The sequence below is a fragment of the Pseudomonas sp. H3_E04 genome (assembly GCF_054668915.1).
This window is the reverse complement of record NZ_CP162797.1, coordinates 4122164-4147525: the sequence shown is the minus strand read 5'-3', so window position 1 is coordinate 4147525 and position 25362 is coordinate 4122164. Positions and strand designations below refer to the sequence as shown.

Genomic DNA, 25362 nt, shown 5'->3' with positions numbered 1-25362 from the left:
CGATCCCTTATTGGTGTACGTCGTGCTTGTGAGCCTTGGATGGCTGCTTTTGCGAGGACTGGGCTTGTTCAGCCGGGTCCTGATCGTCGTCGGGCAGATACAGCGGGCCTTTCTGACCACAGGCCGAGACCAGACAGGCAACCGCGACGAGCGCAGCAAGGGAAGAGATCAGGCGCTTCATGGCGAAATCCTTGAAAATGCGTTAATTGCGCCGGAGTATACCGGCCACCCGGCAGCTTGCCTATGCGAGGGGGTTCCCGTCCGGCGGGGCTCCTTTGATGCGCATCATCCCTGTGGGAGCGAGCCTGCTCGCGAAGGCGTCGGCAAATTCAACAGGCTCGTTGCCTGACACACCGCTTTCGCGAGCAGGCTCGCTCCCACGGGGGCGGTGCTGGATGGGCCGACAGGTGCTTGGTCGTTAATCTTTGCAATCGGCCGACAGCGTCCGTATCTTTCGGCGCTTGAGCCTGATCAGACATTTTTGAGGTTGCCGCAATGAGTTTGTCCGAAGCCCGTTTCCACGATCTGGTCGATGAAACCCAGGAAAAACTGGAAGACATATTTGACGAAAGCGATCTGGACATCGATCTGGAAAGCTCGGCCGGCGTGCTGACGGTCAAATTCGAAAACGGCAGCCAGCTGATCTTCAGCCGCCAGGAGCCGTTGCGTCAGCTGTGGCTGGCGGCCGTGTCCGGTGGTTTCCACTTCGACTACGACGAAGAAAGCGAGCGCTGGATGTGCGACAAGAGCGAAGAGCAGCTGGGCGAAATGCTTCAGCGCCTGGTCAAGCAACAGGCTGGCGCTGAATTCGATTTCGAAGGTCTGTGATTCGTGACTGATGCAGCGCCTGTTCGCCCGCCGAAACCGCTCTACAGCAACGTCAGCCCGGCGGTGCCTTCGCCGTGCACGGGCGTATGTCGGCTGGACGAACAGAAAGTCTGCCTCGGCTGCGCGCGCCATGTCGAAGACATTCGCGAATGGCGTTCGGCCGATGATCAGCGGCGCCGGGTCATCGTTGCCCAGGCGTCACAGCGCAGGCAGGCCAATGGTGAGTGACTTGTATATTTTTTGAGCTGTGATAGTGTCCGCGAACGCCTCAAACCACCGAGGCACGGTGAAAACCCCGTCTTTTTTGGCGGGGTTTTGCTTTTTTTGTGCAGAAGAAAGGAGTCTGCCTGGATCATGACCGCACCTTCCATCACCCTTACCCGTCTGGACGTGCAACGTCTGGAGCGCCTGATCGACAACCTGAGCGAGAAAGACCAGGCTGCGCCGGGCGTGATTGCGCTGCAAACCGAGCTGGACCGCGCCGATACCGTGGTCGGCCACGATGAAGTGCCCGCCGATGTCGTGACCATGAATTCCCGTGTGCATTGCCGCGAAGAAGGCAGTGGCAAGGATTATCACCTGACCCTGGTCTACCCGAAGGACGCCAACGCCGACGAAGGCAAGATTTCCATTCTGGCGCCGGTCGGCAGTGCGCTTTTGGGTCTTAAGGTCGGTCAGCACATCGACTGGCCGGCTCCGGGTGGCAAGTCGCTGAAGCTGACCTTGCTGGAAGTGGAATCGCAACCGGTCAACGGCGGCGCCTTTCCCGAATAAATCCCGGCTTCAAACCTGTTCGAGCGCTTCATTCAACGAGCGCTCCAGGTCCGCCTTGTAGCGCAGATACAGATTGCTTGAACTGTGCCCGTCACCGAGCAGCCCCGAGAGGTCGAGGTCGGTGATGTAGCAGCGATAGCGCTCGGTCTCGCGGCGCTGCTCGACGATCTCCCGGGCGACCACGCTGAACAGCTGGTCGCCATGCTCCAGCTCGCTGAATTCCCTCTGATTGCAATACAAGGTGACCTGCACTTCGCCAGGTGCGGCTTTGCCGATGATCGCTTGCACGTCATAGAACGGTTTGTTCACCGGCGTCTGCGGTGCCGGTCGGGTTTCGACTCGGCGCGAGCGTCCCGGGCCTGACGGCAACAGCTGGTAATACAAAGTCTCGGGGCTGCCCGCAGGGCCACCGTCCATCGGCAATTGCGCTTCACGGCGGTACTGGATCGATTGCAGAAAACGCTGCAGCGGTACCAGCAGACTCTGCTCGTCGTGGTAGGGCAGTTGCTGTTGCCACAGGGCATTGAATTCATCCAGCACGTACAGCTCGGCCTGCTGTTCGCTGATGCGGTAGAACACCTGAATGCATTCCGGCTGACCCATCGGCAGGATCAGCGCGAGGTCGTGATCCTCCAGCGCCATCGGGTCCAGGTGCAGCGGGCTGTAGCGTGGTTGTTCTTCGCCCAGATAGTCGAGCAGCGCCGGCAGGGTGGCGAGGGCGACATGGTTGACCTGACCCGGCACCAGCTCCAGCACGTGATAGTGCTGCTGCACCTGAATCAGGTAGCGATGATTCAAGTCACTGAGCAACAGAGTCTGCGCGGTGTCGATGATTTCCTCTACGCGGCGGGCAATGAACTGCGCGCGGTTGTGGCAGAAGCAGCGCACTTTAAGCGACGGCTGGACCGGGCCGCGTGGCAGGTTGTTGAGGTAATCGCGCAGGCAATCGAGCAGCGCATGGGGGCCGTCGAAACGATTGACCAGCACTTCGTTCCAGCTGTTGAGCGTGACCTGATCGAGGGTCAACACCAGGTTTTCGCGCACGCCGGCATAACTGAGCGAGTCAGTGCGCTCGGTGGTCATCAGGATGTTCAGATCGCGATGATGCTTGAGCGGGTCGACGCCGACGTTGATCAGCAGCAGCACTTCGCTGGGCACAGCGGCACGCAGCAATGGCTCTTCGGCAACAGTGGGCAAGGGCAGGGCGATGCACTGCTGCAGGCTGCCGAGCAGGTTGAACAGCTCGAACTCGCTCAAATCGCTGGTGCCCGGATGCAGGGCCAGACGTGTGCTGCTGTCGATCACGCCGTTGCGGTGGCACCAGGTCAGCAGTTCAAGCAGCTCGCGACTGCGCTTGATCGGCGCGAAGTGTTCCCACTCCAGTGCTGTCAGGCTGCCATTGTACAAGCCCCACTGGGTCTGCCCCGGCTCCTTTTTGTTCGGCGACTGCACCAGGGTCAGGGTGTCTTCGGCCAGATCCGGGGCGATGCCGGGGTTGATGAACTCGACCTTGTCGGCCTTGCGCTCGAACGCCGCGTACAGGCGCCGGCCGAGAACATTGAGGTCGCGCTTGTTGATCAGGCTGACGGTCTGTTCGCTGCGGGCGAACTGGGTCAGGAAGCGATAGCTGTAGTTGAGTTCATTGACCAGCGCGCGGCGCTCGGCGCTGACCTGGCGGACTTTCCACTGACTGCGGCTGTCGAGCAGCGCCAGTTGCCGTTGATCCCAGTGCCACTCGCCGGCCAGGCGTTCGAGCAGTGCGCGTTGCCAACCCTGGCTGCGGCTGTTGCCGGTGAGCTTGCGATTGACCTTCAGATACAGCGCGCGGCGCACCAGCTCAAGGCGTTCCGGCTCGTTGCGCGCAATCAGGTATTCCTCGATACGCCGGTACACGACCATGTACGGGTCCAGTTCATCAAGATCGAGCTGATTGACGAACACGGCTTTCTTGAAACGCAGACTCAGGCACTGCACCTGCGGATGTTCGCTGGCATAAACCTCGGTCAGCAGCAGTTTGAGCACTGACTTGTAGGGCGATTCGATGCCTTTGAACAACTGCCACAACCCGGCACCGATGAATTCGCCGGGCGGAATGGCCGCCATCGGCCCGAGATCAAGCGTCTCGTCGGCGCGAATGAAGCGTTTGGACAGCAGGGTGTGGGTGTAGGCGTCGTAGGCCGTTTCTTCATAGACCGGCACCAGCCACCAGATCGGCGTGCGTCCGCCCAGCCAGATCGCCGTGCGATAAAACTCGTCGAGGAGCAGATAATGCTGGGTGCTGCCGCAGTTTTCCGAACTGAGCTGGGAGTCACGTTCGCCTTTGATAAAGCGCGCCGGGTCGATCAGGAAGAAATGCGCCTCGGCGCCCTGGCTCGCGGCCCAGGTTTCCAGCAACTGGCATTTCTTGCGCAGCTCGGCGAGCTCACTTTCGCTCAGATCAGGTGCATGGCAGACCCACACGTCCATGTCGCTTTGATCGGCCTGGGCCAGAGTGCCGAGGCTGCCCATCAGGAACAGGCCGTGAATCGGTCGCGGCGGGTTACTGCCATGGCGCGGCTTGTAGGAGAACGAGCGGGTCAGGCGCTGCGCCTCGGTCAGCGCATTGGCGTCCGGCTCATAATTGGACAAACCGGCCGGCGTACTGCCCGAGACATAGCCGGGCAGCAACGGATGATTGACGTGAAAGAACAGCGGCAACAGCGTCAGCACGCTTTGCTGGCGCGTCGACAAACCTTCGAGTGCGCGGCCGAGGCGGCCTTCATTGAGTTTGAGAAAACGTGCGCGCAGCTGGCTGAGTACCTTGCGGTCGATGCCTTCGTCCAGGTCGGGGCGGATTTCGTGGGTGCGCGTCATGTCAGCTCAAACCGGCTTGCAGGCTCGGACGTAGAGGGTCTCGGAATGGCCGCAGTTTAGCCGCTGCGTGGCAGGACGTTTAAGCTGAATTTGTTTTCTGACGTCAGTTTTTTATCGGCAGCGATCGAGCGGGCCCGCGGAAATCCCGTGGCAGGAGTTCCCGTGGGCAAAGTCAGGGAAAAATCAGGCGGTTTCCTGCTCTCTCAGAATCGTCAGTACGGTCTGCACGTTTTGCGCGGCATCGCGACCGAGGCTGGTCAGATACCCGCCATCGGGCTGGTCGGTGAGTTCTTTTTCAAAGAGGCGCTGGGCAGCAGCGATGTGTTTCGGGGCAGCGGTCTGATGAATTTTCAGACCTTCCTGGGAACTGTCCAGGTTGAAGAGTGCAAGGACTTCCAGTTCGGCAACCAACTCAGGGGTAAGCGACATAAGGACTCCAGACTTTCTAGGAATTGGACGACAGCGCCTCTAAGGTGAACCCGCTGGTGCGGCATGTCCAGTGCTCAGATCAGGGGATTTTGTCTTGAGGCGAATTCCAGTGTAGTCCGCATAAAAAAGATCGCAGCCTTCGGCAGCTCCTACAGGAGATTGGTGTAAGAGCTGCCGAAGGCTGCGATCTTTTGATCCTAGAGCTTTTCCGGTGGCAGCTCTGGCAATGCGCGCAATGCCGTTTCGTACCACTGGGTGTCGAACGGGCGATCTTCATCGAGCATCGCGTCAATCTCATAGGCAAGCACGTGAGCCATGAGGTTGAGGATCTCTTCGCGCTCCATGCCGACCAGAGTCAGTTTGTTCAACGTCGCCTTGGCCGCTGGCGGGTTGTCGCTTTCGATCTGGTTCTCGATGGCTTCGATCAGCGTCGCTTCAGTGAATGCTTCTTCGTCGTCATCGTTGACGATGTCTGTCGGCTCGCTCATGGCAGGCTCCTCAAGGAAAGGCGCCAGTTTACCCGCATTCAGCGGCGTGATGCTGCTGGCGGGAAACGTCGCGGCGATCTATAAACAGGCACTGCCCACCCCGCACGGCCTGGAGGCTCTGTGATGTTCAAGCTCTACGGATTTGCTGTCAGCAACTACTACAACATGGTCAAACTGGCACTGCTGGAAAAAGGCCTGCCCTTCGAAGAGGTAACTTTCTATCCGGCGCAGACCCCGGAGTCACTGGCCATCAGCCCGCGGGGCAAGGTCCCGGTGCTCGGTGTCGACGCCGGTTACATCAACGAAACCGCGATCATCCTCGAATACCTCGAACAATCAGAAAAGGCCACGCCGCTCCTGCCGAGCGATCCGTTTGAGCGTGCGCAGGTGCTGGCGATTGCCAAGGAGATCGAGCTGTACATCGAGTTGCCGGCGCGTGCCTGTTATGGCGAGGCATTCTTCGGTGTGACATTGCCTGAGGCGATCAAGGAAAAGACCCGGACCGAGCTGCTGCTGGGCTTCGCGGCGCTGGGCCGTCACGGCAAGTTCGCGCCGTATGTGGCGGGTGACAGCCTGAGCGTTGCCGACTTGTATTTCCTCTACAGTGTGCCGCTGGCCTGTGCGGTCGGGCAGAAGCTGTTCGGGATCGATCTGCTGGCCGAAATGCCGCAGGCGAAAGGGCTGCTGGAGCGTCTTGAGCAGAATCCGCACGTGCAGAAGATTGCGGCGGACAAGGACGCGGCGATGCCGGCGTTTTTGGCAATGATTGCTGCCAAGAAGTGAATTTTGTGGCGTCCTGGAGGGCGGCTTCGCGAGCAGGCTCGCTCCAACATTGAGTCGGTGATGAACACAAATTTTGTGAACATCCTGAATCCCTGTGGGAGCGAGCCTGCTCGCGAAGCTCTTGGCTTTTAGCGGCTGGCGATCAGGGCCTGGCCGCGTGCCACCGCAGCCTTGACCTGCGCCGGTGCAGTCCCGCCGATATGGTCGCGGGCATTCACCGAGCCTTCCAGGGTCAGCACGGCAAATACATCCTGCTCGATCTGATCACTGAACTGACGCAATTCTTCCAGGCTCATCTCGGCCAGATCCTTGCCGGTGTCGACGCCATATTTCACTGCGTGGCCAACAATTTCATGGCAATCACGGAACGGCAGGCCACGGCGCACCAGATAATCCGCCAGGTCAGTTGCGGTGGAGAAACCGCGCAACGCCGCTTCACGCATGATCGCGTGTTTCGGCTTGATCGCCGGGATCATGTCGGCAAACGCGCGCAACGAATCGCGCAGGGTGTCGGCGGCGTCGAACAGCGGTTCCTTGTCTTCCTGATTGTCCTTGTTGTAGGCCAGTGGCTGGCCTTTCATCAGGGTCAACAGGCCCATCAGCGCACCGAACACACGGCCGGTCTTGCCGCGCACCAGCTCGGGCACGTCGGGATTTTTCTTTTGCGGCATGATCGAGCTGCCGGTGCAGAAACGGTCCGGCAGATCGATGAACTGGAACTGCGCGCTGGTCCACAGCACCAGCTCTTCGGAGAAACGCGACAGGTGCATCATCGCGATGCTCGCGGCCGAGCAGAATTCGATGGCGAAGTCACGATCGGAAACGTTGTCCAGCGAGTTGCCGCCGACGGCGTCGAAGCCGAGCAGTTGCGCGGTGTATTCGCGATCGATCGGGTAAGTGGTGCCGGCGAGCGCGGCGCTGCCCAATGGCATGCGGTTGGTGCGCTTGCGGCAGTCGACCAGACGCTCGTAATCGCGGCTGAGCATTTCGAACCAGGCCAGCATGTGGTGCCCGAAGGTCACCGGCTGTGCGGTCTGCAGGTGAGTGAAGCCCGGCATGATGCTTGCGGCCTCACGCTCGGCTTGCTCCAGCAGGCCTTTTTGCAGGCGGGTGATCTCGGCGAGGATCAGGTCGATTTCATCGCGCAGCCACAGGCGGATATCGGTGGCGACCTGGTCGTTGCGGCTGCGCCCGGTGTGCAGCTTTTTACCGGTGACGCCGATGCGGTCGGTCAGGCGTGCTTCGATGTTCATGTGCACGTCTTCGAGGTCGACGCGCCAGTCGAACTGGCCGGCCTCGATTTCGCCCTGAATGGTCTTCAGGCCATCGATGATGCTGTCGCGCTCGGCATCGGTCAGCACGCCGACCTTGGCCAGCATGGTGGCGTGGGCGATCGAGCCCATGATGTCGTGGCGATACAGGCGCTGGTCGAAAGTGACGGAGGCGGTGAAGCGGGCGACGAAGGCGTCGACGGGTTCACTGAAGCGGCCGCCCCAGGACTGATTGGTCTTGTCAGTGCTCATGAATTCGCTCGTATCGGCTTGAAGAAATGGCGTGAAACGCTGGCGCGGATAATAACAGGGTTGCCAATCCTGTCGCTGACACCGATCGACAGGTTTTTTCGCGGATGTGTCAGGCACGTCCGGCGCGGTCTGCAGGGAATTTACAAAAGGATATTTTTTGATTGAGCAATATCGTTCCGACGAACGTCTACAGTGGACATAAGGGTCGGTGCGAATGCGGATCATGCAAAGGTCTGGCCACCGGCTATAAGAAGAGGGGGCGGGTGAGTTGTACAACGGTCACCCACCGCGAGAAACGCAGGAAACACTGGGCTCTGAGCCGTTCGATCCGGACGCTGGCAAATATTGCTGGCCGACGTACGGCACTTTTTGGCGCTCGGGCTAGTCTTAGCGTGGATCGCGGTGACGGAGGTCACTACACCTGTCTACGCTATCCTTGTGCGAGACTCACGCAGGAATCCAGCGCAATATGAATGTCCTGATCGTTGATGACGAACCCCTGGCTCGCGAGCGCCTAAGCCGTATGGTGAGCGAGCTCGAGGGTTACACAGTCCTGGAGCCCAGTGCCACGAATGGCGAGGAGGCGTTAGCGCTGATCGACAGCCACAAGCCGGATATCGTGCTGCTCGATATCCGCATGCCGGGCCTCGATGGCCTGCAGGTTGCTGCCCGACTGTGCGAACGAGAGACGCCGCCGGCCGTGGTGTTTTGCACCAGTCCCGATGAATTTGCCGTGGAAGCCCTGCAGGCCAGCGCCGTGGGCTATGTGGTGAAACCTGTGCGAACCGAACACTTGAATGAAGCCCTGAAGCGGGCTGAACGTCCCAACCGGGCGCAACTCTCGGCCCTGACCCGTCCCGCTGCCGAAAGTGGCAACGGCCCACGCAGCCACATCAGCGCACGGACCCGTAAAGGCATCGAGCTGATTCCGCTGGATCAGGTGGTCTACTTCATCGCCGACCACAAATACGTGACCCTGCGTCACGAAGCGGGTGAGGTGCTGCTTGACGAACCTCTCAAAGCCCTCGAAGACGAATTCGGCGAACGCTTTGTGCGTATCCACCGCAACGCGCTGGTCGCTCGCGACCGCATCGAGCGATTGCAGCGCACTCCACTGGGACATTTTCAGCTGTTTCTCAAAGGTCTCAATGGCGATGCGCTGATAGTCAGCCGCAGGCATGTCGCCGGTGTACGCAAGATGATGCAGGGGCTTTGACCCGGTCTTTACCGGGCGTTACAACTTCTTTTACCCGGCATGGCAGGCCAGGGAGGCCACGCCGTTTTCTGATTCAGGTCAAAGTGGAATTGACTGAGCTGTTATTATCCGCCGTATCTATTCAGTACGGATTGTTCCATGTCCCCTCGCGAAATCCGCATCGCCACCCGTAAAAGTGCGCTGGCCCTCTGGCAGGCCGAATACGTCAAAGCCCGTCTCGAGGCAGCCCACCCGGGCCTGCTGGTGACGCTGGTGCCCATGGTCAGTCGCGGCGACAAGCTGCTCGACTCGCCACTGTCGAAGATCGGCGGCAAGGGTCTGTTCGTCAAGGAGCTGGAAACCGCGCTGCTGGAAAACCAAGCCGATATCGCCGTGCATTCGATGAAAGACGTGCCGATGGACTTCCCGCAAGGCCTGGGTCTGTTCTGCATCTGCGAGCGCGAAGACCCGCGCGATGCATTCGTCTCCAACACCTACGCCAGTCTTGAAGCGCTGCCTGCCGGTGCCATCGTCGGCACCTCGAGCCTGCGTCGGCAGACGCAACTGCTGGCACGTCGTCCGGACCTGCAGATCCGCTTTTTGCGCGGCAACGTCAACACCCGTCTGGCCAAACTCGACGCCGGCGAGTACGACGCGATCATCCTCGCCGCGGCCGGTTTGATCCGCCTGGGTTTCGAGGATCGCATCACGTCGGCGATCAGTGTCGATGACAGCCTGCCGGCCGGTGGCCAAGGCGCGGTCGGCATCGAATGCCGCAGCGCCGACCACGATATTCATGCCTTGCTCGCGCCCTTGCATCACGCCGATACGGCTTCGCGGGTGAATGCCGAACGCGCCCTCAACAAACATTTGAACGGCGGCTGCCAGGTCCCGATCGCGTGCTACGCCGTGCTTGAAGGCGAGCAGTTGTGGTTGCGCGGTCTGGTCGGTGAGCCAAGCGGCGGCAAGCTGCTCAGTGCCCAAGCCCGCGCTCCGCGCGCGGACGCCGAAACATTGGGTGTGCAGGTCGCTGAAGACCTGCTCAAGCAAGGCGCCGACGACATTCTCAAGGCGGTGTACGGCGAGGCGGGTCACGAGTGACGGCCTGGCGCCTGCTGCTGACGCGCCCGGCAGACGACTGCGCGGCGCTGGCCGAACAGTTGGCCGGGCACGGGATTTTCAGCAGTTGCCTGCCGCTTTTGGACATTGTTCCGCTGCCGGTCTCTGCCAGTATTCGTCAGGCGATTTCGCGATTGCCCGCTTGCAGCGCAGTGATCGTGGTCAGCAAACCGGCGGCGCGGATTGCGGTGGACTTGCTCAAGTCTGAAGGCGCGCCGCCATTGAGCATGCCGTGGTTCAGCGTCGGCGCCGCGACCGCAGGCATACTTCGCGAGCATGGTCTCGATGTGAGCTTCCCGGCTGACGGCGATGACAGTGAAGCCCTGCTGCAATTGCCGCGTCTGCGCGAGGCGCTCGGCCAGCCCGAGGCGCAGGTGATGATCCTGCGCGGCGAGGGTGGTCGTGAACTGCTCGCCGAGCGCCTGCGCGCGCTTGGTGCTAGTGTCGAGTATCTGGAGTTGTATCGCCGCGACCTGCCAGCCTACCCGCCAAACGAGCTGCCACGGCGGATCGAAGCGGAACGCTTGAACGGGCTGGTGGTCAGCAGTGGACAGGGTTTCGAGCACCTGCGGCAGATGGCCGGCGATGCCTGGCCGAAGATCGCGCAGTTGCCGTTGTTTGTACCGAGCCCGAGAGTCGCCGAGCTGGCACGTGCCGCCGGGGCTCAAACAGTTGTGGATTGCCGCGGCGCGAGTGCCGCGGCTTTGCTGACGGCGTTACGGGAATGTCCCGTGCCGTTTTCTAACGCAAAGGATGGATACGTGAGCGAAACAGCCTTGCCAAAAGATGACGTCCAGCCTGTGCTCGATGCCCAGGTTGAAACTCCACTACCGGCCAAAGAGCCGCGCCGAGGCAATGGACTGGCGATTGTCGCCCTGCTGCTCGGCGCCGCCGGTGTCGCCATAGGCGGCTGGGGTGTCTGGCAGGTGCGCCACCTGCAGAACAACACGCAGCAACAGTCGGGTCAGGTGCAGGCGTTGAACGATCAGGCGCAGAGTCTGAAGCTCAACGAACAGCGTCTGACCGAACGCCTTGCGCAGTTGCCCGGTGCTGACGAGCTCGCCGAACGCCAGCGTCTGGTCACGCAATTGCAAGGCGACCAGCAGCGCCTCAATCAGCGTCTGGAAACCGTCCTCGGCGCCAGCCGCAAGGACTGGCGTCTGGCCGAGGCCGAGCACTTGCTGCGTCTGGCCAGCCTGCGCCTGTCGGCGTTGCAGGACATCAGCAGCGCCCAGGCGCTGGTGCAGGGCGCCGACGAAATCCTCCGTGAACAGAACGATCCGGGTTCCTTCGCCGCGCGCGAGCAAGTAGCGAAAACCCTGGTCGCCCTGCGCAGCACCGAACAGCCGGATCGCACCGGGCTGTTCCTGCGCCTCGGCGCGCTGCGCGATCAAGTCATCGACCTCACCGAGCTGGCGCCGGAGTACAAGGATCGCGGCGAGTCGCTGCTGGGTCTGACCGCCGACGGCGATGGCGCCAGTCGCTGGGCGCAGTGGTGGGACAAGGTCTCGCGCTACATCCGCATCGATTTCAACGCTGACAAAAACGTCAAACCGCTACTGGCCGGACAGAGCCTGAGCCAGGTGCGCCTGGCCCTGAGCCTGGCGCTGGAACAGGCGCAGTGGGCGGCGCTCAACGGTCAGGCGGCGGTGTACACCCAGGCGCTGGCCGAGGCACGCGATGTGCTCAAGGGCAATTTCAACCCGGACAACCCGCAGAGCAAAGTCATGCTGGAACAGGTCGCCGAGCTGAGCAAGGAACCGGTCACTGTCAAGACTCCGGATCTGGCCGGTACCTTGAGTGCGGTTCAGGGGTATCTGGAGCGGCGTAACGTCAATGCCGAAGAATCGGTGAAACCGTTCGCCAAGCCCGCCGCCAACGCGGCGCAGGAGGCGACTCCATGAAGCGCCTCTATGTAATCGTGTTTCTGGTCATCGCCGCGACGGCAGCGCTGGGCCTGGCGATCGCCGAGCATTCCGGTTACGTGCTGGTGGCGTACAAGAGCTTCCGCTACGAGGCGAGCCTGTGGGCGACACTGGCGGTGATCGCGGTGCTGTGGCTGCTGTTCTGGGGCATCAAAGTGTTGGCCGAGCTGGTGATGACCTCCACCGGCGTGGTCAATCCATGGTCGCGGCGAAATCGCAGCCGCCGCGTGCAAGTGGCGATCGAACACGGGCAACTGGATCTGGCTGAAGGGCGCTGGGCCAGTGCGCAACGGCACTTGACCCGCGCAGCAGAAGCCGAGCGTCAGCCACTGCTTTATTACCTCGGCGCTGCACGCGCGGCGAACGAGCAGGGCCAATACGAAGAGAGCGATCGTTTGCTCGAGCGGGCGCTGGAGCGTCAGCCGCAAGCCGAATTGGCGATCGCCCTGAGTCACGCGCAACTGCAGACCGATCGTGGCGACACTGATGGTGCGCTGGTGACCTTGCAGGCGATGCATGAACGGCATCCGCGCAGCGCGCAGACATTGCGTCAATTGCAACGTCTGCATCAGCAACGCGGCGAATGGTCGGCGGTGATTCGTCTGCTGCCGGAGTTGCGCAAGGACAAAGTGCTGCCGCCGGCCGAACTGGCTGAACTCGAGCGTCGCGCCTGGGGTGAGAATCTGTCCTTGGCAGCGCATCGCGAAGAAGACGGTACGGTGGGTCTGCAATCGCTCAAGCGCGCGTGGGAACAGCTGACTTCGGCGCAGCGTCAGGAGCCGCCATTGGTGTTGGCCTATGCCGAGCAGTTGCGCCAGTTGGGCGCTCAGGTCGAGGCCGAAGAGGTGCTGCGCACAGCGCTCAAGCGCAAATACGACAGCCATCTGGCGCGGTTATATGGCTTGGTTCGTGGCAGTGATCCTGCGCGCCAGTTGCAGACTGCCGAAGGCTGGCTCAAGGAGCACCCGGCCGATCCGAGCCTGTTGCTGACCCTCGGGCGTTTGTGTCTGCAAACCAGTTTGTGGGGCAAGGCGCGTGACTATCTGGAAAGCAGTCTGCGTGTGCAGCGCAATCCGGAGACCTGTGCGGAATTGGCTCGGCTGCTTGCGCAGCTGGGCGATACCGAGCGCAGCAATCAGTTGTTCCAGGAAGGTCTGGGGCTGTTGGATGAACGCCTGCTGGCGGCGCCTTTGCCGGTTGCGACGAAGGTCTGAAAGGCGAGGGAGTTGGTTCCCTCGCGAACTTTCAACAAGTGAAAATTCCTCTTCTTTGCGCTCTTGAGGCAAAATCCTACAGAGCGCTTCATCGTTTCCTCTCGAACCTGTCGGGTTTTCCCTACACCTGTGGTGAACTGTCGGCAGGCCCTCGCCTTGAAAGGCTGACACGCTTTCCTCTACCGTAACCGTCTGTCTCTACTGTTACGGAAAAGCCATGTCGTTGGCCTGCTCACGCTCCTTGTTCTTCATGGCTTTCATTGCGGGGGCCTTTGCTCTGGGAGCTTCCTATTACCTCGAATACGCGGTCGGTCTGACGCCTTGCAGTCTGTGCCTGGTACAGCGGTTGTTCCTCACGCTGCTGTGCATCGGCTGCGGCGTGGCAGCGGTGCATGGCCCTCGGCGTGTTGGCTTATGGTGGTACTGGCTGTTTGCGCTGGGCGCCAGTCTGGGTGGAACCACCGCTGCGTGGCGGCAGGTCTTGATCCAGAGTGACTCGATGTTGCAACTGGTCAAATGCTCGCCCACCGTGGAGTCGCTGTTCAGCGGTCTGCCATGGATCTGTGCCTTGCAGCGGATGTTCAAGGGCGGTGCCGATTGTGCGGAAATCTCCTGGACGCTGTTCGATTTGAGCATCCCCGAATGGAGCCTGCTGTTTTTTGTCGGTGTGTCGATTCTTGCGGTTTATCAGTTGCTGCGTCTGATCTGGAGCGCTCTGCAGCGACCGGTCAGCGACGAAGCGTCGCACTACACACTGGTCAAGGATTAAACACTTGTATGAACTTTATCTCCTGCGTACCTTGAAGCCATAGGCGTGCGGGCATAATCTGGCCGGCACGTGTCATTGGATTTATGTTGCTCGATGACGCTCTGCCCGATCGTCCACCCAGTCAAATCAGAACAGGGGCGCGGGTGTAGAGCAGCATGACCCACAAGGGAAGAGAGATCGCCATGCTCGAAAGTTGTCAGAATGCTCAGGAACGTTGGGGTGGGGTTCATCTGCTGATCGACCGCTGGTTGCAGGAACGTGAAGAGTTGATCGGCGCCTACGACAAGCTCGGTGCGCAGCCTGAGTCGCTGTCCGAGAGCCGCAAGCCTCTGCAGGAATTCTGCGGCGTGCTGGTCGATTACGTATCGGCGGGGCACTTTGAAATCTATGAACAGCTGACTGGCGAAGCCAAGGCGTTCAACGACAAGCGCGGTCTGGAACTCGCCGAGACCATCTACCCGCGCATCGACGTCATTACCGAGAAGCTGCTCGCTTTCAATGATCTTTGCGACGAAGGCAAATGCGTTGCGGAGAAATTCAAGGAGCTCGGTGGCCTGCTGCACGAACGTTTTGAACTTGAAGACTGCCTGATCGAAGTGCTGCACACAGCACACAAGGAAGAAGATCCGGTTCAGGCCTGATCCACGTCCTTCATGAAAAACGGTGCGCCGAAAGCGCACCGTTTTTTTATGCCTGATCAGCTCGTCGCGCCCCGCAACTCCACTTCAAAAACCAGTGGTGTGAATGGCGCAATCAGGTCGCCGGCACCGTCGGCGCCATAGGCCTGATCCGATGGAATCACCAGTCGCCATTTCGCCCCCACCGGCATGTTCTGCAAAGCGGTGCGCCAACCGGCGATCACGCTGTCGAGGTTGAACCATTGCGGCTGGGTGTTCTGATCGAACACAGTGCCGTCCGGCAGCTTGCCGACATACAGCACCTGCACTTTGCCGTCCGGGCCGGCCTTGGCGCCGGAGCCTGGAACCAGTTCAGTCAGAAGGATGCCATCGGCCAGTTCCTTCACCCCCGGTTTGGCTTTTTCCGCACTGAGAAAGCGTTGCTCGTTTTCCATCGCCGCGTCGCTCGATTGCCGTGATGCCTGCTCGGCGTTGCGCGATTCATGGTCGGCCAGAATCTGTTCGATACGCGCTTCACTCAACGCCAGCGGCTTGCCCTGATACGCCTGTTGCAGACCTTCGATCAGCGCCTGGATCTGCAACTGCGGCACCTCCTGGCGCAGCCGTTCGCCGAGGCTGGCACCGAGGCTGTAAGCCAGATCATGAGCATCGTTCGCGGTGGTTTTTTCATCGGCATGCGCCGCCGAAAAAACCATGCAGAGGGACAAAATAAAGTAGCGCGACATGGGCACTCTCCGACCTGAGATGCGGGGGATTATGCCAGTGCAAATGCCTGCATCGGTGAACTGCTTTTTTCCGCGCGCAGAACATTTCGGCTTCGGTGCAACGCAACGGTGCAGATACTGTCAACATGCCCTAGCGGCGGTATCAGCAGAGGTCTAGTATGAGCCGCACTCACGTCAGCCAGGAGGTAAACCATGTCGGCCACCAAGAAGCCTGTAAATACTCCGTTGCACTTACTCCAACAGTTGTCGGGCAGCCTGCTCGAGCATTTGGAAAACGCTTGCTCGCAAGCCTTGGCTGATGCTGAAAAACTGCTCGCCAAGCTGGAAAAACAGCGTGGCAAGGCGCAGGAAAAACTGCACAAATCGCGCACCAAATTGCAGGACGCCGCCACCGCCGGCAAAGCCAAGGCCCAGAACAAGGCCAAGGCTTCAGTGAAAGAACTCGAAGACCTGCTCGACGCTTTGAAAGATCGTCAGTCCGAGACCCGCAGCTACATTCTGCAACTCAAGCGCGATGCTCAGGAAAGCCTGAAACTGGCCCAGGGTGTTGGCCGCGTTCAGGAAGCAGTGGGTAAGGTCCTGTCGTCGCGTTCGGCAAAACCGGCAGCCGCTGCGGCGAAGAAAGTCGCTGCCAAACCTGTTGCAAGCAAAGCCCCGGCGAAGACCGCTGCGGCGAAACCTGCGGTTGCGAAAACCGCCGCCAAACCAGCGGCCAAGGCGCCAGTGAAAGCGGCTGCCAAACCGGCGGCGAAAACTGCAGCGAAGAAGCCGGCGGCGAGCGCGGCAAAACCGGCGGCTAAAACCACTCCAGCCAAACCTGCTGCAGCCAAGCCAGCAGTGAAAACCAGCCCTGCCAAAGCCGCTGCAAAACCGGCCGCGAGCAAAGCTGCACCGGCGAAAACCGCAGCCGCCAAACCTGCAGCCAAACCAGCGGCAAAACCAGCAGCCAAAACCGCTGCTGCGAAGCCTGCTGCGAAGACTGCGGCCAAGCCGGCCGCTGCCAAACCTGCTGCGAAAGTGGCGGTAAAACCGGCTGCCAAACCAGCCGCAACATCGGCAGCAAAACCTGCAGCGAAAACCGCTGCTAAGCCGGCCGCCAAGCCTGCTGCGAAACCCGCTGCTGCCAAGCCGGCGACCGCTGCTGCAAAACCGGCCGCCAAGCCAGCCGCAAAACCAGCGGTGAAAAAGCCTGCAGCTGCCAAGCCAGCCGCGACCAAACCGGCTGCCGCTCCAGCAGCCAAGCCTGCACCTGCGGCGACCCCGGCTGCCCCAGCTGCGTCGGCACCGTCGTCCGCCGCTCCTTCGACTGCGCCAGCGCCTGCCGCTTCGTCGAACGTCAGCAGCACCCCGACCAGCGCTTCCTAAGTGCCGGTTGCCGCGACGCGCAGTACTTGCAGCGCGTCGCGGTTCAGGCTGGCGGCATTGCCGGCCAAGCCCTCAAGCCAGGTCACTGAACCTGCATCGTTGCGCCTCCAATCCTGTGCCATACCTTCAAGGCGTGACAGCAAGGTGCGCTCAGCTTCAAGCTCCAGTGATTTGATCTGCTCGCGCATGCCGGCCACCACCGCATCGTCGACGGCCCGCGCTTTCCACTGCATGCGCAGGGTTCGCAGCGGCTGCACCACTTCGACATCCCACGGCGCGGTCAAGGCCTTGAGCAGACGTACGCGCGGTTCATCGCAGGTCACCGCGCGCTGCTCCAGCCACAAACCGCACAGCAACAGGCAGACATTGGCGCCCGCCGTTTGCAATTGCAGGCAGGCATCTTCCACGCCCGGCCGGGCGTAGACATCAAGGGCAAAGCTCCACAGGTCAGAGGACATCGTGCTACTCGCGCCAGTTGTGAGCGAAGCTGGTAGACTCCGCCGCCATTATGATCCGACTTCAGAACCTGACTTTACAGCGTGGCCCGCAACGTCTGCTAGAAGACGCCGAGCTGACCCTGCACGCCGGCCACAAAGCCGGCCTCATCGGCGCCAACGGTGCCGGCAAATCCAGCCTGTTCGCCTTGCTGCGCGGCGAGTTGCACCCGGATTCGGGCGACTGCCTGCTGCCGGCCGACTGGCGCATCGCACACATGCGCCAGGAGGTCGACACCCTCGAGCGCCTGGCGGTCGATTATGTGCTCGATGGCGACCTGCGTCTGCGCGAGGTGCAACGCGAGCTTGCCGCTGCCGAAGAGGCCCATGACGGCACCGCACTGGCGCGCCTGCACGCCGAACTCGACAGTGCCGACGGCTACACCGCCGATGCGCGGGCGCGCAAGCTGCTCGCCGGCCTTGGGTTCACCAATGAGCAGATGGACCGTCAGGTAGGCGATTTCTCCGGTGGCTGGCGGATGCGTCTGAATCTGGCGCAGGCACTGATGTGCCCGTCGGATCTGCTGCTGCTCGACGAACCGACCAACCACTTGGACCTCGATGCGATCATCTGGCTCGAAGAGTGGCTGAAGAGTTATCCGGGCACTTTGCTGCTGATTTCCCACGACCGTGATTTCCTCGACGAAGTGGTCGATCACGTCGCCCATGTCGATCAGCGCAAGCTGACGCTCTACCGGGGCGGCTACACCGCGTTCGAACGCGCCCGTGCCGAACGTCTGGCCCAGCAGCAACAGGCCTACGAAAAGCAGCAGGCGCAGCGTGCGCACATGGAAAGCTACATCGCTCGCTTCAAGGCCCAGGCAACCAAGGCCCGTCAGGCGCAGAGCCGGATCAAGGCACTGGAGCGCATGGAAGAATTGTCGGCGGCCCACGTCGATTCGCCGTTCGACTTTGTTTTCCGTGAGTCGACCAAGATCTCCAGTCCGCTGATCGACCTGTCCGATGCGCGTCTGGGTTATGGCGACAAGACCATCCTCGAAAAGGTCAAGCTGCAACTGACCCCCGGTGCGCGGATCGGTCTGCTCGGGCCGAACGGCGCGGGTAAATCGACGCTGATCAAGAACCTCGCCGGCGAACTCGAACCGCTGGCCGGGCGCCTGACCCGTGGCGAAAACACCGTGGTCGGCTACTTCGCTCAGCATCAGCTCGACTCGCTGGACTCCAAGGCCAGCCCGTTGCTGCACTTGCAGCGTTTGGCGCCGGGCGAGCGCGAGCAGGCCTTGCGCGACTTCCTCGGCGGCTTCGACTTCCGTGGCGCGCGCATCGATGAGCCGGTGCTGAATTTCTCCGGTGGCGAGAAGGCCCGTCTGGCCCTCGCGTTGATCGCCTGGGAACGGCCGAACCTGCTGCTGCTCGACGAACCGACCAACCACCTCGACCTGGAAATGCGTCTGGCGCTGACCATGGCCCTGCAGGAATTCAGTGGTGCGGTGCTGGTGGTCTCTCACGATCGGCACTTGCTCAAGAGCACCACCGACAACTTCTATCTGGTTGCCGACGGCAAGGTCGAAGAGTTCGACGGCGATCTCGAAGACTACGCACGTTGGCTGGTGGAATATCGTCAGCGCAATGCGCCGGTCAGCAACACGCCGGTCAACCCGGACAAGACCGACAAGAAAGCGCAGCGCCAAGCGGCGGCAGCATTGCGCCAGCAACTGGCGCCGCACAAGCGCGAGGCCGACAAGCTTGAAGCCGAGCTGGGCAAGCTCCACGAGAAACTGGCCAAGGTCGATGCCAGCCTCGGTGACAGCGATATCTACGAGCCGGCGCGCAAGAATGAATTGCGTGATCTGCTCGCCGAACAGGCCAAGCTGAAAGTTCGGGAAGCCGAGCTGGAAGAAGCGTGGATGGAAGCCCTGGAAACCCTGGAAAGCATGCAGGCGGAGCTGGAGGCGTTGTCCTGATGGAGGCCTTCAAGCTGCCTTTCTCGGCGGTGTGGGTCGAACCGCTCTGGTTCACCGCGCAGATTCTGCTGATTCTGCTGGCCGGTTACCTGACCCAGCGTTTCGTCGCCAAAGGCCTGACTCGCCTGGGTGAGCGCTATCCGTTTCCGCCGCAGTTGCTGATGCCGCTGCGCGGCGTGTTGCGCTGGCTGATCATGGGCAGCGCGCTGCTCTTCGTGCTCGAGCGTCTCGGCGTTTCGGCCACGGTGCTGTGGACGGCGCTGTCGGGGTTTGTCGCGGTGGCGGCGGTGGCGTTCTTCGCCATGTGGAGCGTGCTGTCGAACCTGCTCTGCGCAATTCTGATCTTCACCGTCGGGCCGTTCCGCCTCGGCGACGTGGTCGAACTGGTGGACACCACCGACAAGCCTGGCGTCAAAGGCCGGGTGATCGCGATCAATCTGCTCTACACCACGCTGGTCGAGGCCGAAGAACTCGGCACCGGCAGCGCCATGGTGCAGGTGCCGAACAGCCTGTTCTTCCAGCGTTCGGTGCGGCGTTGGCGCGGGACGGATGTGTTTCCTTCCAGCGGGTTCGAGAAGTAGCGTTTTCAGCAAGATCAAAAGATCGCAGCCTTCGGCAGCTCCTACACGGATCGCATTCCTTCTGTAGGAGCTGCCGAAGGCTGCGATCTTTTGCTTTTAAGCCCAAAGCGCATTAGCTTGAGCGTCTGTCACGATTCAGAGCCGAGGTGTGCGATGGAGCTTCAAACATGGCTGGCATTTTTTGCCGCCTGCTGGGTGATCAGCCTGTCCCCGGGCGCGGGCGCCATCGCGTCGATGTCCAGCGGTTTGCAATACGGGTTCTGGCGCGGTTATTGGAACGCGCTGGGCCTGCAGATCGGTCTGGCGGTGCAGATCGCGATTGTCGGCGCGGGGGTTGGCGCTGTGCTCACTGCTTCGGCCACGGCGTTCCATGCGATCAAATGGTTCGGCGTTGCCTATCTGGTTTATCTGGCGATCAAGCAATGGCGCGCGCTGCCCATGGACATGAGCGATGACGCTGCGGTTCGGCCGATCGGCAAGCCGCTGGCCTTGGTGTTTCGCGGCTTTCTGGTGAATATCAGCAACCCCAAGGCGTTGGTGTTCATGCTCGCGGTGTTGCCGCAGTTCATCAATCCCCATGCGCCGCTGCTGATTCAGTATCTGGTGATCGGCGTGACCATGGTGTTCGTCGACCTGATTGTCATGGCCGGCTACACCGGACTGGCGTCGAAGGTGCTGCGCCTGTTGCGCACGCCCAAGCAGCAGAAGCGCATGAACCGCACCTTTGCCGGGTTGTTCATTGGCGCGGCGGCGTTTATGGCGACGTTGCGCAAAGCGGCGGCGTAAACCGCTCGGGCAGAAAAAAGGCGACCTATGCAGGTCGCCTTTTTTGTTTCTCTCGGTGACTCAGCGCAGGATCACCGGCGCGGTATCGCGCGGCAGATTGTTGCGCTGCGGTGCTTCACGCGGCTGCTCATAGCCGTTATCCCCGAGCTGCATGCTCAGTTGCCCGGCCACGTCTTCGCCCAAGGCCTTGGACACCTCACGCACCACCCGCGGACGGTTCAGCGAGATCTTGATGTCGCGATGATTCACCAGTTTGGTGTCTTGCGCTTCGCCCATCGCCGTGAAGGCCGAGGTGATCTCGTAGGTCTTGGTGTTGATCAGGCTGAAATCCGCCACCAGTGTCAGACCCAGCACCGCCGAATAGCTGTCGGTATTCGCCAGCTCGTTGATGTTCTGGGTGAAGTCGATGTCGGACACAGTGCCGAACAGCACGTAGTCGGCGCCTTTGAAGTTGCCGGCCTTGATGCGCTTGATCACGTCATACACATCGCCCTTGGACGAGGCAGTGTATGGCGTGCCCTGCACCAGCTGGAACATGCCAGTACGCAGGATTTCACCCTTGATGTCGCCGGTGAATTTGCGCAGCTCGCCCTGTTCGATGTAGCTGGTGGTCGCTTCGATCTCGTTGTAGCTCGAAGAACCGCTGGCGCTGTAGTAACTCTCGCGGTGATTGCTCTGCGCCGAAACGATGTGGATGTATTGCTCCACGCGCTCCTGATACGCCAGATCCGTCACCGCCACTTTCGGGGCCGCCTGCGCGCTGAACGCGCAAGCCAGGGCCATCATGCCAATCCATGTGCGCATCGATTAACGCTCCGTGGTTTTGCGGATCTCTTTTTCGTCCATCCATTCGGCCAGACCGCTTTCGACGTCGATCAACTGCAGGCTGAATTTGTAGAAGACGTCCTTGTAGTCGCTGCTGCGCTTGACGATCGAGCTGATCGAACCTTCGATGCGGTACTTGGCGGCGATCATGTTGCCGGTCTTGGCCACGGTGCTTTTCTTGTACAGGCCGCTCTGGTTTTGCAGCTTGAGCTGATCAACCTGGCTCTGCATCGCATTGTTGTCGCTGGCGAAGCGCGCAACACCGGTCTTCATCAGCTGGGTCTTGATGCTGGTGGTGATTTCGCGGGTGTCGATGTACTCGCTGGTCTTGTTCTTCACGTCGTAGACCTGAACCACCGGGCGACCCTGCAGAATGCCGGACTGGGCCAGCGAGCGGGTCATCGACTCGGCGATCATTTGCAGGTCGGTCGAACCGAATTCGTTGGTCACGGTTTCAACCGCTTTGGTGTCGCCGTAGCTGATGTTCTTGCTGCCCAGGGTCGGCGAGGTGTTGGCGCAACCGGAGGCGAGCAGGGCGATGACGGCGATGCAGGAAAAGCGTGCAAACATGAGAAAGCTCTCTCAATCAGAAATAGGGTGGCGGGTTTACGGCGTCTTGATTTCCAGACGGAAATCCACGGCTTTCGGGGTCGGGGCGATGGCCTGAATGAAGCTGGTCTGAGCGCCGTACATCATCTGGCTTTTCCATACTTCTTCTTCGGCAACCGGGAAACCTTCGGCGCCAAGCCAGGCGAAGCGGTAGTAGAAGATCTTGTTGCTGTTGAGGGTGTTGCTCAACTGCACGTTGACGGTCATGAAGCCGTTTTCACGAGCCACGCGCATGGCGCCGACGACGATGTGTTTCTGCGGGCCCATGGCCACGACTTTGCTCGCGGCGCTGCCCGGCTCTGGCGGTGGCGGGGTGGCGCAGCCTGCCAGCAAGGCGAGGGCGGCGACGGCGATGATCTTCAAGCGCATTGCAAAGACTCCGTTCTTAAGGTTGTTTGAGGCTGGCGACGTTGGTCGCGGCAGCGCTCGGCATTACGTGAGCAGCGATGCCGCCAGCGAATACCTGGTTGCCCACGGCACGCAGGCTGATCACTTGGTAGCGCTGGTCGACAGTGACCTTGACCACCGAGCCGCCGACGGCGCTCGGCAGAGTAACCTGATGCTCACCCTTTTTCAGGCGCAGACGCACCACTTGGGTGTTGTCCGGCAAAGTGCGCCATGTACGCGTATCGGCACCCTCGAGCACCGCTGAAGAAATACCCACGGCGAGGCCGGCGAGCGGGTTGGTTTCGTTGATCTTCTTTTGCGCCACACCCTTGGTGATCGCGCGCACGGTGGTGCGCACGATGATCCCCGGCATGTCATCGCGCAGGGCGCGGCGCGACATGGCGGTGGTGCTGTTCAGCGCGGTCAGGTCGACTTGCTTGCCGTCGACGCCGATCTGCGCAAACGGCGCGGTGGAGGTGTCCGGTTTGATGATCGGGAACGACAGCGGAGTGATTACCACGTTGTTGGAGATCGGCAATGGCAGCGGCACACGAATCGAGTCGCGGGCCGGGGCCAGACCGCTCTGCACCACGATCAGAATGTCGCTGTCGTCGGACTTCGACGGCTTGTCGAGATTGACCAGCGCCTGCTCGAGCAGCGGCGTGTTCGGACGCAGTTCGGCAGCCTTGCGATAACCCGGCGCGGCCAGATCCTTCTCGCCCAAAGCTTCGTAAACGAAACCGGCCAGGTAATGGCTGAATGCACTCTGGTAGCTGTTCTTCAGGCCGACCACTTCCGGCGCGTCGAGGCTGGCCACCGGATAACCCTGCAAATCCTTGTACTGGGTCTTGATGCCTTCTTTCTCGGCCTGTTCTTCGCTCTTGAGGTATTCCTTGTCGCGCAGGTCGGCGATCACCGCTTCGCGTTCGTGGGTCTTTTTGATCGCCGTGCGGGCGCCATCGAAATCGTTGACCGCCAACAGGTTCAGGGCCATCTGCGTGGTCAGCATGACTTTCTCGTAGTCATAGCCTTCGTAGCGACGCACCTTGTCGTTGACGATAAAGCTGCCGAACTGTGCCAGGTACTTGGCCGAGTCGAGCTTGACCGCGTCTTCCCACTGACCGACCACCTGATCGGCACTGCCCCAGGCGTTCTGGCTGCCCGACAAGTCGCCCTTGGCGCGCAGCAGTTCACCTTTCTCGAAGTAATAGAGCAGGTCTTTGTCGGTGCCGGTGTTGTTCTTTTCCAGCAGGGTCAGCGCCGCGTCGACGTTGCCGGAAGCCAGTTGCTGATTGGTCTGGGCCAGTTCGGAATCGTAGTTGCGAAACGCTGCGCAGCCGGACAACAGCGTGACAGCGCTGAGCGCGAGCAGCATGGAAGCGCGGAATGCCATGAGTACTTCTTCCCTGAGTAACAAAACTTGCAGCCGCGTGTGCTGGTCGGGCTGGTGTGACCTATCGACGGCGGCGCTCGCCTCCTGCCAATTCCTCATGCGTGAGGAGCTTGTGATGCCGGCTCGCTGGGCGAGGGCGCGGCATTATAAGCGTGGCGTGATGGCTATGTAATAGCTTTTTGGTTGCATTTGCAGATGCGGTGCCATCACTTGTCCGATGAAGCGGTTTTATTCGGCACAAACGCTGATCCGACGGTATAGACCTGATCCCGGAAAACCCGCAGGTGCAGAATCTGGCGGTCCTGGTCGACGCGCATTTCAAAAGGGTGGTCGATGGACGCAGGCGCAAAACGGAAGGTGTGCAGGCCTTTCTTCATGCGCAGACGGGCCACCAGCGTCTTGTCCGGCAACGCTCGCCATGTGCGGGTGTCGGCTTCTTCGAACGGATCATGCTGAGTGACGATCAACGAGGCTTTCGCCGGGTTGCGCTCGTTTTCCTGCGCTTGACCGATGGCGGCCATGTTGGCGCGGAACATCGCCCGCGAGATGATTTGCGGCATGTCGTCGCGCAGTGTGCGCATGGACATGTCGGTCACGCTGTTGATTACCACCAGCGGCTGCTTGCGACCGTCTACGGTGATATGGCTGAAGTTGGGCGTGACCGCGTCCGGGACCATCACCGGGAATGAAATGGGCGCGATGATGACCAGCGTTTCGTTCAGACGAACCGGGATCGGCACTTGCACGGAGCTGCGAGCCGGGGCCAGGCCACTCTGGATAATGAGCAATACATCGCTTTCATCGGCTTTCGCTGGCGGTTTATCGAGATTGCGCAGGGCCTTTTGCAGCAAGGGCATGTCCGGCCGCAGTTCGATCGCCTGGCGATAACCTGCTGCTGCGAGGGCGCGCTCGCCGAGGGCTTCGTAAGTGAAACCAGCCAGATAGTGGCTGAACGCACTCTGGTAGCCGTTTTTCAATTCCACGACCTGCGGCGCCTCGAGCAGGGCGACCGGGTAACCCTCCAGGTCCTTGTAATGCAGGGTCTGGCCTTGGACCTTGGCCTGTTCTTCGGCCGCTTCGTATTGCTTTTCCCGCTGGCGGGCGATCAATGTTTCGCGTTCGTGGGTTTTCTTGATATCTGCGCGGGCGCCGGCGAAGTCATTGACGGACAACTGGTTCAAAGCCATCTGTGTGGTCAGCATGACCTTCTCGTAATCGTAGCCTTCATAGCGCCGCAGCTTGTCGTTGACCAGCATCGTGCCCATTTCATCACCGAAGCGCGCCAGTAATTTCATCGCGCCCGAGGGGTTGGCCTCCTCGCGCTGGAAGATCATCCGGTCGGCGTTGCGCCAGGCGTCCTGGCTGTCGGGCAGGGCACTGCCAGCGCTGAGGATCGCGCCTTTTTCGAGGTAATACAGCAGATCCTTGTCTTCCCATGGGTTGTGCATTTCCACCAGCGCCAGAGCCCCGGTCAGATTGCCCCGGGTCATTTGCTCGGTGGTCTGCTGCATTTCAAGATCGTAGTTGCGATAGGCGGCACAACCGCTCAACTGAATAGCGACGCAAAGCAGCAAAACGAACGGAAGACTCCGCATTGAGGTTGATTCCTTGCGCGCAAATGCTCTGGGGCGGGCAGTATAAGGTGGATGGTGGCAAATGGCTGTGATCTTGATCGAGCGTGTCGAGGCTCAATCGGCAGCGGGCAGTGCGGCAATACTCGGCGACAAACGCTGC

Annotated in this window: 26 protein-coding genes and 2 pseudogenes; 16 read left to right on the top strand and 12 right to left on the bottom strand. The window is 60.8% G+C overall.

What is annotated here, in order from left to right; all coding sequences use genetic code 11:
- Window positions 1-7 precede the first annotated feature (7 nt).
- A complete protein-coding gene (gene lptM / locus AB4N53_RS18815) occupies window positions 8-181 on the bottom strand; it encodes an LPS translocon maturation chaperone LptM (protein ID WP_460122263.1) in 174 nt (57 codons plus the stop codon).
- Between the two features lie 314 nt (window positions 182-495).
- On the opposite strand from lptM, the gene cyaY reads away from it, so the two are divergent.
- The 3 genes from cyaY to rnk all read left to right on the top strand — a co-directional run bounded on the left by cyaY (window position 496) and on the right by rnk (window position 1602).
- On the top strand, window positions 496-828 hold the full coding sequence (gene cyaY / locus AB4N53_RS18810) for an iron donor protein CyaY (RefSeq protein WP_041476930.1): 333 nt from the start codon (window positions 496-498) through the stop codon (window positions 826-828).
- Window positions 829-831: 3 nt separating this feature from the next.
- Entirely contained in the window at window positions 832-1056 is a 225-nt protein-coding gene (locus tag AB4N53_RS18805) for a DUF1289 domain-containing protein (protein WP_460122260.1), read from the top strand.
- A gap of 126 nt (window positions 1057-1182) precedes the next feature.
- Complete coding sequence (gene rnk / locus AB4N53_RS18800; RefSeq protein WP_400557216.1) at window positions 1183-1602, top strand: nucleoside diphosphate kinase regulator; 420 nt, start codon at window positions 1183-1185, stop codon at window positions 1600-1602.
- 9 nt (window positions 1603-1611) lie between these two features.
- Here rnk and AB4N53_RS18795 read toward each other — a convergent pair whose 3' ends face one another.
- The 3 genes from AB4N53_RS18795 to AB4N53_RS18785 form a co-directional block, all read right to left on the bottom strand.
- Window positions 1612-4455 carry a class I adenylate cyclase gene (locus tag AB4N53_RS18795; protein WP_460122257.1) on the bottom strand — a complete coding sequence of 948 codons (2844 nt, stop codon included), beginning with the start codon at window positions 4453-4455 and terminating at the stop codon, window positions 1612-1614.
- Window positions 4456-4638: 183 nt separating this feature from the next.
- Window positions 4639-4884 (bottom strand): TIGR02647 family protein, encoded by a 246-nt coding sequence (locus tag AB4N53_RS18790; protein WP_039757399.1) that lies wholly within the window; start codon window positions 4882-4884, stop codon window positions 4639-4641.
- Window positions 4885-5081: 197 nt separating this feature from the next.
- On the bottom strand, window positions 5082-5372 hold the full coding sequence (locus AB4N53_RS18785; RefSeq protein WP_460122255.1) for a hypothetical protein: 291 nt from the start codon (window positions 5370-5372) through the stop codon (window positions 5082-5084).
- Between the two features lie 123 nt (window positions 5373-5495).
- Here AB4N53_RS18785 and AB4N53_RS18780 point away from each other — a divergent pair, with 123 nt between their 5' ends.
- A complete protein-coding gene (locus AB4N53_RS18780) occupies window positions 5496-6155 on the top strand; it encodes a glutathione S-transferase family protein (RefSeq protein ID WP_460122253.1) in 660 nt (219 codons plus the stop codon).
- A 128-nt stretch (window positions 6156-6283) separates the two neighbouring features.
- Here the strand turns inward: AB4N53_RS18780 and argH are convergent, their stop codons facing one another.
- On the bottom strand, window positions 6284-7678 hold the full coding sequence (gene argH / locus AB4N53_RS18775) for an argininosuccinate lyase (protein WP_039757402.1): 1395 nt from the start codon (window positions 7676-7678) through the stop codon (window positions 6284-6286).
- A gap of 335 nt (window positions 7679-8013) precedes the next feature.
- On the opposite strand from argH, the pseudogene AB4N53_RS18770 reads away from it, so the two are divergent.
- The 8 genes and pseudogenes from AB4N53_RS18770 to AB4N53_RS18735 all read left to right on the top strand — a co-directional run.
- Window positions 8014-8151: pseudogene (locus AB4N53_RS18770) on the top strand (sensor histidine kinase); the annotation flags it as partial.
- The gene (locus tag AB4N53_RS18765; RefSeq protein WP_016772598.1) at window positions 8148-8894 is read left to right on the top strand and encodes a LytR/AlgR family response regulator transcription factor; all 747 of its coding nucleotides are present in this window, start codon (window positions 8148-8150) and stop codon (window positions 8892-8894) included. The pseudogene AB4N53_RS18770 and the gene AB4N53_RS18765, both read left to right, overlap by 4 nt.
- Window positions 8895-9032: 138 nt before the next feature.
- On the top strand, window positions 9033-9974 hold the full coding sequence (gene hemC / locus AB4N53_RS18760) for a hydroxymethylbilane synthase (protein WP_460122251.1): 942 nt from the start codon (window positions 9033-9035) through the stop codon (window positions 9972-9974).
- Window positions 9971-10669 (top strand): annotated as a pseudogene (locus tag AB4N53_RS18755) (uroporphyrinogen-III synthase); the annotation flags it as partial. The gene hemC and the pseudogene AB4N53_RS18755, both read left to right, overlap by 4 nt.
- Before the next feature lie 84 nt (window positions 10670-10753).
- A complete protein-coding gene (locus AB4N53_RS18750) occupies window positions 10754-11896 on the top strand; it encodes a uroporphyrinogen-III C-methyltransferase (protein ID WP_460125190.1) in 1143 nt (380 codons plus the stop codon).
- Window positions 11893-13131, top strand: a complete 1239-nt coding sequence (locus AB4N53_RS18745) for a heme biosynthesis HemY N-terminal domain-containing protein (RefSeq protein WP_460122249.1) — start codon at window positions 11893-11895, stop codon at window positions 13129-13131. Before AB4N53_RS18750 ends, AB4N53_RS18745 begins: the two co-directional genes overlap by 4 nt.
- Before the next feature lie 217 nt (window positions 13132-13348).
- Window positions 13349-13900, top strand: a complete 552-nt coding sequence (locus AB4N53_RS18740) for a disulfide bond formation protein B (RefSeq protein WP_039757406.1) — start codon at window positions 13349-13351, stop codon at window positions 13898-13900.
- A gap of 182 nt (window positions 13901-14082) precedes the next feature.
- Window positions 14083-14541, top strand: a complete 459-nt coding sequence (locus AB4N53_RS18735) for an Rsd/AlgQ family anti-sigma factor (protein ID WP_016985889.1) — start codon at window positions 14083-14085, stop codon at window positions 14539-14541.
- Between the two features lie 56 nt (window positions 14542-14597).
- On the opposite strand, the gene AB4N53_RS18730 is transcribed toward AB4N53_RS18735, so the two are convergent.
- Complete coding sequence (locus AB4N53_RS18730; RefSeq protein ID WP_460122246.1) at window positions 14598-15263, bottom strand: FKBP-type peptidyl-prolyl cis-trans isomerase; 666 nt, start codon at window positions 15261-15263, stop codon at window positions 14598-14600.
- Window positions 15264-15455: 192 nt separating this feature from the next.
- Here AB4N53_RS18730 and AB4N53_RS18725 point away from each other — a divergent pair, with 192 nt between their 5' ends.
- Window positions 15456-16628 (top strand): AlgP family protein, encoded by a 1173-nt coding sequence (locus AB4N53_RS18725; protein ID WP_460122244.1) that lies wholly within the window; start codon window positions 15456-15458, stop codon window positions 16626-16628.
- On the opposite strand, the gene AB4N53_RS18720 is transcribed toward AB4N53_RS18725, so the two are convergent.
- A complete protein-coding gene (locus tag AB4N53_RS18720; RefSeq protein WP_460122242.1) occupies window positions 16625-17086 on the bottom strand; it encodes a TIGR02444 family protein in 462 nt (153 codons plus the stop codon). The genes AB4N53_RS18725 and AB4N53_RS18720 overlap by 4 nt on opposite strands.
- A 50-nt stretch (window positions 17087-17136) precedes the next feature.
- Between AB4N53_RS18720 and AB4N53_RS18715 the strand changes: the two genes are divergently transcribed.
- The 3 genes from AB4N53_RS18715 to rhtB all read left to right on the top strand — a co-directional run bounded on the left by AB4N53_RS18715 (window position 17137) and on the right by rhtB (window position 20414).
- The gene (locus AB4N53_RS18715; RefSeq protein WP_460122240.1) at window positions 17137-19047 is read left to right on the top strand and encodes an ATP-binding cassette domain-containing protein; all 1911 of its coding nucleotides are present in this window, start codon (window positions 17137-17139) and stop codon (window positions 19045-19047) included.
- Window positions 19047-19628, top strand: coding sequence for a mechanosensitive ion channel family protein (locus tag AB4N53_RS18710; RefSeq protein ID WP_056791670.1), 582 nt, complete (start codon window positions 19047-19049; stop codon window positions 19626-19628). Before AB4N53_RS18715 ends, AB4N53_RS18710 begins: the two co-directional genes overlap by 1 nt.
- A gap of 153 nt (window positions 19629-19781) precedes the next feature.
- Complete coding sequence (gene rhtB, locus AB4N53_RS18705) at window positions 19782-20414, top strand: homoserine/homoserine lactone efflux protein (protein ID WP_016772608.1); 633 nt, start codon at window positions 19782-19784, stop codon at window positions 20412-20414.
- A gap of 60 nt (window positions 20415-20474) precedes the next feature.
- On the opposite strand, the gene AB4N53_RS18700 is transcribed toward rhtB, so the two are convergent.
- The 5 genes from AB4N53_RS18700 to AB4N53_RS18680 form a co-directional block, all read right to left on the bottom strand.
- Complete coding sequence (locus tag AB4N53_RS18700; protein WP_460122237.1) at window positions 20475-21218, bottom strand: penicillin-binding protein activator LpoB; 744 nt, start codon at window positions 21216-21218, stop codon at window positions 20475-20477.
- Between the two features lie 3 nt (window positions 21219-21221).
- Window positions 21222-21809 (bottom strand): penicillin-binding protein activator LpoB, encoded by a 588-nt coding sequence (lpoB, locus tag AB4N53_RS18695; protein WP_039757415.1) that lies wholly within the window; start codon window positions 21807-21809, stop codon window positions 21222-21224.
- A 36-nt stretch (window positions 21810-21845) separates the two neighbouring features.
- Window positions 21846-22217 carry a YcfL family protein gene (locus tag AB4N53_RS18690; RefSeq protein WP_016772611.1) on the bottom strand — a complete coding sequence of 124 codons (372 nt, stop codon included), beginning with the start codon at window positions 22215-22217 and terminating at the stop codon, window positions 21846-21848.
- 16 nt (window positions 22218-22233) lie between these two features.
- On the bottom strand, window positions 22234-23628 hold the full coding sequence (locus tag AB4N53_RS18685; protein ID WP_460122235.1) for a COG3014 family protein: 1395 nt from the start codon (window positions 23626-23628) through the stop codon (window positions 22234-22236).
- A gap of 206 nt (window positions 23629-23834) precedes the next feature.
- The gene (locus AB4N53_RS18680; protein ID WP_460122233.1) at window positions 23835-25223 is read right to left on the bottom strand and encodes a COG3014 family protein; all 1389 of its coding nucleotides are present in this window, start codon (window positions 25221-25223) and stop codon (window positions 23835-23837) included.
- Between the last annotated feature and the right edge of the window lie 139 nt (window positions 25224-25362).